The organism is Nocardia sp. NPDC003345 (genome assembly GCF_053589395.1).
In genome coordinates this window covers 1-9,173 of sequence record NZ_JBSFRU010000270.1, presented here as the reverse complement: position 1 = coordinate 9,173, position 9,173 = coordinate 1, and the positions used below count along the sequence as shown (strand labels likewise).

The window sequence follows — 9,173 nt, the reverse complement described above, 5'->3', positions numbered from 1 at the left end:
GGTGCGATACTCGCACCGGGCCCGGCTGAATCCGGCGGTCCGCCGCCGGCAGCTCCAGAACGAGGCGAGGACGGTATGAAAGTGACGGCACCAGCGGATCCGGCGGACGGCGCGGGCGAGGCGGCCGCGGACCAGGCCACCATCGATCCACGGCAGTTCCGCAATATCCTCGGGCAGTTCTGCACCGGTATCACTGTCATCACGACCTTCACCGACGGCGAAACCCCCATCGGTTTCGCCTGCCAGTCATTCGCGGCCCTCTCCCTGGACCCGCCGCTGGTGCTGTTCTGCCCCACCAAGGGGTCGCGTTCCTGGGCCGCCATCGAGGCCAGCGGCCGTTTCTGCGTGAACGTCCTCGCCGAGGAACAGCAACCGGTCTGCGCGAAATTCGGTTCCCGTGAACCGGACAAGTTCGCCGGAACCGACTGGCACACCTCCGAACTCGGCCTGCCGCGGCTGGACAACTCGCTGGCGACCATCGAATGCCGGGTGGACAGCGTGGTGGACGGCGGCGATCACTTCATCGTGATCGGCCGCGTCCTGGCCATGGAGGAGACCACCGCGACCACCAACGGCCGCCCGCTGCTGTTCTACCGCGGCCAGTACACCGCCATCGAACCGGAGAAGACCACCCCGGCCCCCTGGCGCGCCGACCTGGACCACTTCCTCACCACCACCACCCTCGACACCTGGCTCTAGCGTCAGCGCAACGCCGTCACTGCCCTTCGGCGGCGAAGGCCTGGGCAACGGCCAGGCTGTCCTCGTAGATATGGTGCCGAGTGACCAGGCCGTCCCGGAAGGTGAGGTGCATGGCGAACCGTGCGCGATACGCCCGACCGGTGGACCGGGCGGTCTGGCGAATCTCGCCGAGCACGACGGCGTCGTCCCCGTCGACCAGGATGCGCTCGACCTCCGTCGCCACCTGCTCCGGCACATGGTGCTCGGCGATTTCACGATAGTGGTCTGCCGCGTCGGCCCGGGTGGACCGGTGCCGGATCCAGGGTGTGGCGGCGCGACCGTGCTCGGCCTCCGGCCAGTTCAGCTTCCAATCACCCTGCTCCGCGTACAACTCGGCGATGAGCTCGGGATCGCCCGCGCCGATCGCGCGCAGCAACCTCTCGACCGCGGCACGTGTGTTCGTAGCCGACTTCATGGACATGAGCGCCCTCCGTATGGTCAACACCCCGCTCATTCGGGGCGATCACCAACGTAACCGCGCGGTCCCGCTGCGACCATTACCTCCGAAGTAAGGAGGATCATTACTACTCACCTCCGACGGCCCGCCAGTTCTTCCACGATGTACTCCAATCCCAGATCTGCCCCACCGTCGGCGATCTGCCGGTCGATGAGGTTCTTGACCGGCCCGACGATATCGAGCGCTACGCCCGCGTCGCGGCTGGCGCGGACGATGGCGTCGAAGGCCGGTTTGTGGAATGCCGCGGGCTGCGCGTCGTCGGTGTAGTCGCCGCTGTCGATCACCTCGGCGTAGGACGGGATCAATTCCGCCATGGCGGTGACGTATGCCGAGGCCCTGACCGCGAAATCCGACGCGCTGATACCGGCCGAGCGCACCATGGCGGCACCGTGGAAGAAACCGGTGAACATGGTGTACATCCCGGCCAGCAGGGCGAAATCGTAGAGAGCGGCGGTTCCGGAATCGTTGCCGAAATAGTCGGCTGCGCCGAGCTTTTCCAGATCGTCGCGGAATCGCCCGAAAACGGTATCGGATCCGCTGTACAGAATCGAGGCGGCAGGCGTGCCGATCATGGGCGGCACCGCCATGATCCCGCCGTCCAGGAAGTCGATACCGTGGCCGGCCGCCCAGGCCGCGAGTTCGCGGGAATCCTCGGGAGCGGTGCTGGTCAGGTTGATCAGGGCCTTGCCGCGAAACTCCGCGGCCACCGGATCGAGAACCGCGTGCACGGAGGCGTGGTCACCGAGCACGGCGATCACGAGGTCGGCGGACTCGATCGCCGCGGCCGGTTCGGCGCCGGCGACAGCGCCGAGGCCGATGAGCTCGGTGTCCTTTCCAGGGCTCCGGTTCCATACGGTGGTGGGCGTCCCCGATTTCACCAGCGTGGTCGCGATGGCTCGTCCCATCGGGCCGAGACCCAGCACAGCCACGCTCGTCTGTTCTTTCACGGTCATTTCCGATTACTCCTTCGCCGAGACGAATCCGCCGTTTCGGTCGCCGCGATCGAAGCGGGACGAAGCGGCGGTACCAGGGAACGGGGGCGCGCCGTTATCCACATTCGTCAACAGAGAATGCCGGGACAAGTACCCACTATTCGGTGCGGTACTGACCTACAGGTATGTGACCAGCTGGGGCGTGCGGGATGGGCGAAAAGAAATTCGGCCCGGGCGGCACCGCGGGACCGGGTGACTCACCAGACGAACGGCGTGGCGCGGAATTCCGCGATACTCATATCGCGGCGGCGGCGTACCAGATTGCGCAGTGTGCCGGCGTTGAGATAGCCGACCCGGGACGCGACCGCCTCCAGCGGGAGCGTGGTGGTACGCAGCAGCATCGCGGCATGTTCGAGCCGGATATCGTGCACCAGATCGCGGGGTGACATACCCAGTTCGGATTGCGTGGCGCGCTGCAGGCTCCGCTCGGTGATTCCGAGTTCGCGCGCGGCGTCCGCGATCCGGAACTGTTCGCCGATATGTTTTCTGACCCAGCGTTCGAAATCGGCGATGAGCGGATTGCCCAGCGCCATCACCTCGGGGACGATATGCCCGGCCTGCGAACGACCGCGGCCCAGCACCAGGTAGCGCGCGGTTTTCTCGGCCAGCGCGGGACTGACCTTGTAGATCAGCGAGACGGCCAGGTCCACATGCGACAGATACGCGCCGGCCGTGGTGACCGCCGGGGTGCGGCAGAGGGTGAGCCCTTCGTCCAGGGCGACCGCGGGATAGCGTTTCCGGAAGGCCGGTCCGAGCCACCAGCTGGTGGTCGCCGAGAGGCCGTCGAGCACACCCGCTTCGGCGAGGAAGAAGGTTCCCGCGCAGGCTCCCGCTATATGCACGCCCCGCGCGCGGTCGGTGCCGATCCGCTCCAGTATCGGTTTGTTCTCCGCCGAGGAGATCCGTTCGACGAGTTCGGCGGCGTCCAGCACGTGGATGGCGGGCACGATCAGTTCGCCCGGAAAGGTGCTGTCGCCGCAAGCTTCCGGAAGATCGCCCAGGGCAACGGTGGGAATCGTGTAGCCGTTTCCGGACCGGACACTCGAACCCGGTGACACCGTGCGCACCTGCCAGGCGGGCGGCGAGGTCGCGAGGGTCCCCCGGAGGGCGTTGGCGAGTGTGAACGTTTCCAGTACCGCGGCCAGTCCCAGGTCCGCGACACCGTCCGTCACGAGAACAGCGACATCCATGTCGGGAATGGTACTGAATATGTCGTATCCGACACTTCAGTAGGCATCGACTGCGACCTACGGTCAAGTGATCCGCTCGACTCGAGCCGACCGCCCGGTCCACACGCGCACTCCGAAGCCGCGGAGCCGCCGCTATCCGATTCGCCGGCCACCACACCGAGGCGGTGGGTCGCGAACCGTCACAACCGAAGGCTCACCATGAACAGCCGCACCCATCTCGACCCCGACGCCCTACCGCCTTATCCGCGATTGTGGGCGCGCTGGACGGCGGTGGCGGCCGCGTCCGCCGCGGCCGGTGACGAGTGGGGTCCCCGGGTGCTGCCCCGGCTGGCCTGGTACGACAACGGCCGCGGCGGCGGATCGGTGCTGCGGGCCCTCCCCGGCGGCAGGGCGGCGTGGTGGGGTGAGATCGCGGGCGGGGCGGCACCGGGTTCGGCGGTGGCCCCCTTCGGCTACTGGTGGCAGTCGGGACGCTGGCAATTGTCCGAGCCCCTGGCGCTCACGGATCGCGCGACCGCGATCCCGCCCATCTGGAGCACCGGTGACACCGTGGACGCGGTCACGGGTCTGCTGAACGACGATCGGCGGCGTGCGACGGCGGCAATGCTCGTGTACGCGGCGGAGTCCGGATCCGTGAGCCCGGAGCTGGTCACGGAGGTCTTCGGCGCTCCCGGAATGGATCGGGCGGCGGCGGCCGAACAGTGCACCCTGGGTGGTCTGCTCACCGGCTCCCGCCGGTTCCGCCGCGAACCGCCGGCTACCCGCCGCGGCCCGGGCGACGGCCGGGCGAGCGACGGGTTCCGCGAGGGTCTCACACCGGCACGGCGGTGATTCCCGCACCGGCCCGTTCGATCACCTCCTCGAGCACCTCACGGGAGCGGTGCAGATCGGCGATCATCCGGTCGATCCGGTCTCGTTCGACTTGCAGTTCGCGCACCAGTCCGGGCGTCGCCGCCTCGTTCGCGCCACCGTCGGAATCACGCATGCAGGGCAGTATCTGCACGATCTTCTTACTGCACAGTCCGGCCGCGAACAGTTCCTGGATGTGGATGACGCGGTCCACCGCCTGCTCCGGATAGTCGCGGTGGCCGCCCGGGGTCCGCCCGGCCGCGAGCAGTCGCTGCTGCTCGTAGTAGCGCAGCGACCGTTCGCTGACGCCGGTCCGCTGTGCCAATTCGCCGATTCGCATTCTCGCCTCGCGGTTCCCGTTCCGGACTTGAACTTCACATCAATGTCAGGTCTTACCTTCTCGGCATGACAACCACAGCGCCCCGCGTTCTATTCACGCCCACCCGCCTCGCCGGGCTCGAACTGCCGCATCGCCTGGTCATGGCGCCGCTGACCCGAAACCGCGCCGGCTCCGACGGCACTCCGTCCGAATTGATGGCGACCTACTACGCCCAGCGGGCCGGAGCGGGTCTCATCATCGCCGAGGCCGCCACTCCGAACCGGGTCGGTCAGACCTACGCCGGTATCCCGGGTATCCACCGGGACGAGCACATCGCGGGCTGGCGTCACGTGACCGATGCCGTCCACGCCGCCGGAGGCCGGATGTTCCTGCAACTCCAGCACGGCGGCCGGGTCGGCCATCCCGAGAACAGCGGGCTGGTGCCGGTGGCGCCGTCGCCGATCCCGCTGCCCGATACGGTGCACACCCCGTCGGGCCATCGGCCGGCGGTCACCCCGCGCGAACTCACGGTCGGCGAGATCGGGGCGACCGTCACCGATTTCGTCACCGCGGCCCGGAACGCCATCGCGGCCGGGTTCGCGGGGGTGGAGGTGCACAGCGCCAACGGTTATCTGCTGCACCAGTTCCTGGCCCAGAACACCAACCGCCGGACCGACTCCTACGGTGGCCCGGTGGCGAACCGTGTCCGTTTCACGGTGGAGGTCGTGACGGCGGTGGCGGCCGCCATCGGACCCGAGCGCGTCGGACTCCGTATCTCCCCGGCGAATCCGGTCAACGGCATTGCCGAAGGCGATACCGCGGCCATCTACCCGGCCCTGGTCGCCGCGCTGACCGGTCTCGGCCTCGCCTACCTGCACATCGTCCGGATCGATCCGGATGATCCGCTGCTGCGTGAGCTGCGCGAACTCTGGCCGGGCAGCCTGATCGCCAATCCCGCGCGGGCCGGCGACAGCCGCGATCCCCGCGCCATCGAACAGGAAGCCGGCCGGCTCCTCGACGCGGGAGCCGATCAGATCGCCCTCGGTCGCGCCTTTCTGGCCAACCCGGATCTGGTGGAGCGTCTCCGTATCGGCGCCCCGCTCAATCCGATACGCGATACCCACCTCATGTATGTGGGCGGCGCCGAGGGCTATACCGATTACCCCACCCTCGCCGAGGCCGGCACGCTGCGGGAAGCCGTGTCCTGAGAACGACGGTGTCCGGGTGATATGTGATACGTGAGCCGTCACACCCGGGACCGCCGACGCGCACGGCCGGATCCGCTCAACCGAGGTGGGCGATCGCGTCCCGGTAGCGTCGTCCCAGAGTGCGGATATGGTCGACGAGTTCGGGTGGACCGTCGATCCGGAAGTCCATCATGAGCATGCTCAGATAGATGGCGATCGTCTCCATCGCGTCCGCCCCGGTGAGCAGCAGGCACGAGTTCTCGTCGACCGGTTCCACCACGCCGACCGCGGGATTGATACGGGCGATCACGGTTTCGGCGGGCGCGAGCACGGTGACCCGGGCGTGCACCCGCCAACCCGCCGACGCCACCTCACGGAGGACGAACGCGACGAGGTCACTGTCCGGCGGTGTCCGTGCGGCGAAACGGCGGACACCCGGCGTGACCCGCTCGGCCTGAGCGACCGGAAAAGCGCGCCAACAGTGCCCGTCGAGGTCGTAACCGACCAGGAACCAGCGCCGCTGCCAGCTCACCAGCCGATAGGGCTCCACCTGCCGATCGTCGAGTTCGACGACCCGCGCCGCCCGGACCGCCGCCGCGAGGGTCGCCAGCGTTTCCGCGGGTACGGGCGCGTCGGGTTCGCGAGATCCGATGGTGGCCGGACCCACCGCGGTGGCCTCGCGCAGTGCGTTCACGGTGCGTTGCAGACGTTTCGGCAGGATCCGCTCGAGTTTGGCCAGGGCACGTGTGACGCTGTGGTCGATATCGGCGATTCCGGTGGACCCGTCCTCGGCGAGACCCATCGCCACCGCGACCGCGACGGCCTCGTCGTCGTCGAGCACCAGCGGCGGCATGGTGGCGCCCTGCCCGAGCCGGTAGCCGCCCACCGGACCGCGCGTGCCGTGCACCGGATAGCCGAGTTCGCGCAGCCTGGCGATGTCCTGACGCAACGTGCGATCGGTGATACCGAGCCTTTGCGCCAGCTCGGGGCCGGTGTATCCGCGATCCTGGAGCAGGGACAGCAGGCGCAGCACCCGGGTTGTGGTGGAGGTCACATAGTCCTCTTTCGAACCGACGTTTCTATCAGGAAGAAAATGAGCCTAATAGCGCCATAGTCTGAGTTCAACGCCGGAAACGACCGAGAGGCAAGACAATGGACACCACCACCACTCCCGAGATCACCACCCTGCTCGCGCCGGTATGGCGCGAGGTTCTCGCCGCCGCGCACGAGGCGCTGCGCACGGTCGTCGCCGCGGTCGAGGCGGACCAGTGGCAGCGGGAGACCCCCTGCGCGGAGTGGAATGTCGCGCAGGTGGCCGAGCACGCCGCCGCCGACCAGCGCGCCTTCGCCGCGGCGCTCGGAGTGGGGGCGGGCCCGTCCTACGACCCCTTCTCCCCCTCCGGCACGGTCGCCGAAGGACCGGTCGCGCTGGTCGCGGTAGCCCTGGAGGAAACGGCCACCGCCTGGGCGACGGTCACCGACGACACCGAGAACGTGCCGACCCCGCTGCCCTTCGGCCCGCTGCCCACCCCGGTCGCCGCGGTCCTCTGCGCCCTCGACGCGGCCGTGCACGCCTGGGATATCGCGATCGCCACCGGGCAGCAATCACCACTGACCGACGAGCTGTCCGCGCCGATCCTCGCCGCCGCCCAGGGCCGAATCGAACCGCTGCGCGATTGGGGCGCCTACGGCCCGGTCGTCGCGGGTGCGGGTTCCGATACCGACCGGCTCCTGCGTTACCTGGGTCGCGAGCCCCGCGCGTGATCACGCACGGCTCGCTCGCATCGACGGTGGGCGAGCCGTGCGGGTCTACTCCCCCGGCGTTTTCCGCGCTCCGGGCGAACCTTCCGCCACGACCGTCTCCCCCGCCGCACTCCGGCCCGCCCGCCGGCCGGAGAACACACAGTCCGATAGCGACAGGCCGCTGACGTAGGAGTTCACGCAGATACCCGCGGCCGTCCGGCCAGCCGCGTACAGGCCGGGAATCACACCGCCGGCGGCGGCGCGGACCGCTCCGGTCCGCTCGTCGACGGCGAGACCGCCGACGGTGAACATCGGGCACGGATTGGTCAGGCTCGGTTTGATGGAGACATCGAGCATCCAGTACGGACCCGCGCCCACCGGACGGACGTATTCGGCCGGTTTGCCCACCGGGTCGGGCGCGCCGATGGCGTAGGCGGAGTTGTGCTCGGCGACCGTCTCGCGCAGGCCCACCGGGTCGACCCCGGCCGCGGCGGCCACCTGATCGAGTGTTTTGCCCTTCTTGGCCTTGCGCCGCATCACCTCGAACTGCATTCGCTGGAACCAGGCCGCCTGCGGCCCGATCTGGGAGATCGCGGTGCGCATGAGGGCGTCGTCGGCGAGCAGCCAGCCGATACCGTCGTGCCGGTTGATGAGGGCGTCGCCGACGGCCGCGCCGTAGCGGGTCTCGTCGATGACGCGCTGTCCCTTGCCGTCGACCAGCATCGCCCCGGCGAACGAGCTCGGCGGGAGCAGGAAGCGCCAGGCCGAGACATTGCTCATGCGGTCGGTCGCGGCGCCGACACCGCGGCCCAGTTCGATCCCGCTGCCGTCGTCGCCGGAGCTGCCCAGGGCCAGGCCGTTCTTGTAGGCGGGGGCGTAGGCGTGCAGCATTTCGCGGTTGGCGATGAAACCGCCCGCGGTCAGCACCACCCCGCGCCTGGCGAGAACCCGGATGGTGGTCGCGTACCGGCGGTCCAGCCGGGCCAGTTGCTTCTCCAGGGCGCGCCGCAGCGGCGGGTAGTAGATGCCCGGTTTGGCGGCGATCGCGGCCATGCGCGTGTAACGGCTCTTGACGCGCGCGGGCGCGTCGCGCAGCGTCCGGCATTCGACTCCGACGACCGCGCCGGCGCCGTCGGTGATGAGCGAGGTCGCGGTGGTCAGCGTTTCCACCCGCACGCCGCGCGCGGCCGCCGAGCGGGCCAGCGGCGCGAACAGTTTCTTGCCGGAGGTACCCCACCCTTTGACGCGATGACCGCGCTGAGCAGGGGTGATGTCGGCGAACGCGCCGGAGATCTCGCTACCGGAGTAGTACAGGTAATAGTCGTTGTTCGGATACGAGGTCTTGTACGGGCACAGCGACGCCTCGAACGGCACCCCGTGCCCGGTCAGCCAGTCGATCATGGCGGGACTGTCGTCGACGAAACGGCGCAGGGTCGCCGGGGAGACCGCGTCACCGACCTCACGTTCGAGGTAGGCGAGCATCGACTCCGGAGTGTCCTCGACACCGCCCGCGCGCTGCACCCAGGTGCCGCCGCCCGCGTAGATGATGCCGCCGGACAGGGCGGTGGCGCCGCCGCCGGTGAATCGATCCAGCACCAGGACCTGGGCTCCGTCCTCGGTGGCCTGCAGGGCGGTGGCCGCACCCGCCGCGCCGTATCCGACGACCACGACGTCCGCGGTCAGGTCCCATTCGTTCGC

The 9,173-nt window shown here is 69.0% G+C and carries 10 protein-coding genes; 4 read left to right on the top strand and 6 right to left on the bottom strand.

The window, feature by feature from the left end; translation table 11 throughout:
* Positions 1-81 precede the first annotated feature (81 nt).
* Positions 82-699 (top strand): 3-hydroxy-9,10-secoandrosta-1,3,5(10)-triene-9,17-dione monooxygenase reductase subunit, encoded by a 618-nt coding sequence (gene hsaB / locus ACWDU1_RS24365; RefSeq protein ID WP_450001844.1) that lies wholly within the window; start codon positions 82-84, stop codon positions 697-699.
* A 16-nt stretch (positions 700-715) separates the two neighbouring features.
* On the opposite strand, the gene ACWDU1_RS24360 is transcribed toward hsaB, so the two are convergent.
* The 3 genes from ACWDU1_RS24360 to ACWDU1_RS24350 all read right to left on the bottom strand — a co-directional run bounded on the left by ACWDU1_RS24360 (position 716) and on the right by ACWDU1_RS24350 (position 3,377).
* Positions 716-1,159, bottom strand: a complete 444-nt coding sequence (locus tag ACWDU1_RS24360) for a nuclear transport factor 2 family protein (protein ID WP_450001843.1) — start codon at positions 1,157-1,159, stop codon at positions 716-718.
* Between the two features lie 107 nt (positions 1,160-1,266).
* Positions 1,267-2,148 carry an NAD(P)-dependent oxidoreductase gene (locus ACWDU1_RS24355; protein ID WP_450001841.1) on the bottom strand — a complete coding sequence of 294 codons (882 nt, stop codon included), beginning with the start codon at positions 2,146-2,148 and terminating at the stop codon, positions 1,267-1,269.
* A gap of 236 nt (positions 2,149-2,384) precedes the next feature.
* Complete coding sequence (locus ACWDU1_RS24350; RefSeq protein ID WP_450001839.1) at positions 2,385-3,377, bottom strand: GlxA family transcriptional regulator; 993 nt, start codon at positions 3,375-3,377, stop codon at positions 2,385-2,387.
* 198 nt (positions 3,378-3,575) lie between these two features.
* Between ACWDU1_RS24350 and ACWDU1_RS24345 the strand changes: the two genes are divergently transcribed.
* Complete coding sequence (locus ACWDU1_RS24345; protein WP_450001837.1) at positions 3,576-4,208, top strand: hypothetical protein; 633 nt, start codon at positions 3,576-3,578, stop codon at positions 4,206-4,208.
* Here ACWDU1_RS24345 and ACWDU1_RS24340 read toward each other — a convergent pair.
* Complete coding sequence (locus ACWDU1_RS24340) at positions 4,189-4,566, bottom strand: MerR family transcriptional regulator (protein WP_450001835.1); 378 nt, start codon at positions 4,564-4,566, stop codon at positions 4,189-4,191. The two genes, ACWDU1_RS24345 and ACWDU1_RS24340, sit on opposite strands and share 20 nt — an antisense overlap.
* Positions 4,567-4,631: 65 nt before the next feature.
* Between ACWDU1_RS24340 and ACWDU1_RS24335 the strand changes: the two genes are divergently transcribed.
* Positions 4,632-5,753, top strand: coding sequence for an alkene reductase (locus tag ACWDU1_RS24335; RefSeq protein WP_450001833.1), 1,122 nt, complete (start codon positions 4,632-4,634; stop codon positions 5,751-5,753).
* Between the two features lie 76 nt (positions 5,754-5,829).
* On the opposite strand, the gene ACWDU1_RS24330 is transcribed toward ACWDU1_RS24335, so the two are convergent.
* On the bottom strand, positions 5,830-6,786 hold the full coding sequence (locus tag ACWDU1_RS24330; protein ID WP_450001831.1) for a helix-turn-helix transcriptional regulator: 957 nt from the start codon (positions 6,784-6,786) through the stop codon (positions 5,830-5,832).
* A 98-nt stretch (positions 6,787-6,884) separates the two neighbouring features.
* Between ACWDU1_RS24330 and ACWDU1_RS24325 the strand changes: the two genes are divergently transcribed.
* Positions 6,885-7,496 (top strand): TIGR03086 family metal-binding protein, encoded by a 612-nt coding sequence (locus tag ACWDU1_RS24325; protein WP_450001830.1) that lies wholly within the window; start codon positions 6,885-6,887, stop codon positions 7,494-7,496.
* 45 nt (positions 7,497-7,541) lie between these two features.
* Here the strand turns inward: ACWDU1_RS24325 and ACWDU1_RS24320 are convergent, their stop codons facing one another.
* A complete protein-coding gene (locus ACWDU1_RS24320) occupies positions 7,542-9,158 on the bottom strand; it encodes an FAD-binding protein (RefSeq protein WP_450001846.1) in 1,617 nt (538 codons plus the stop codon).
* Between the last annotated feature and the right edge of the window lie 15 nt (positions 9,159-9,173).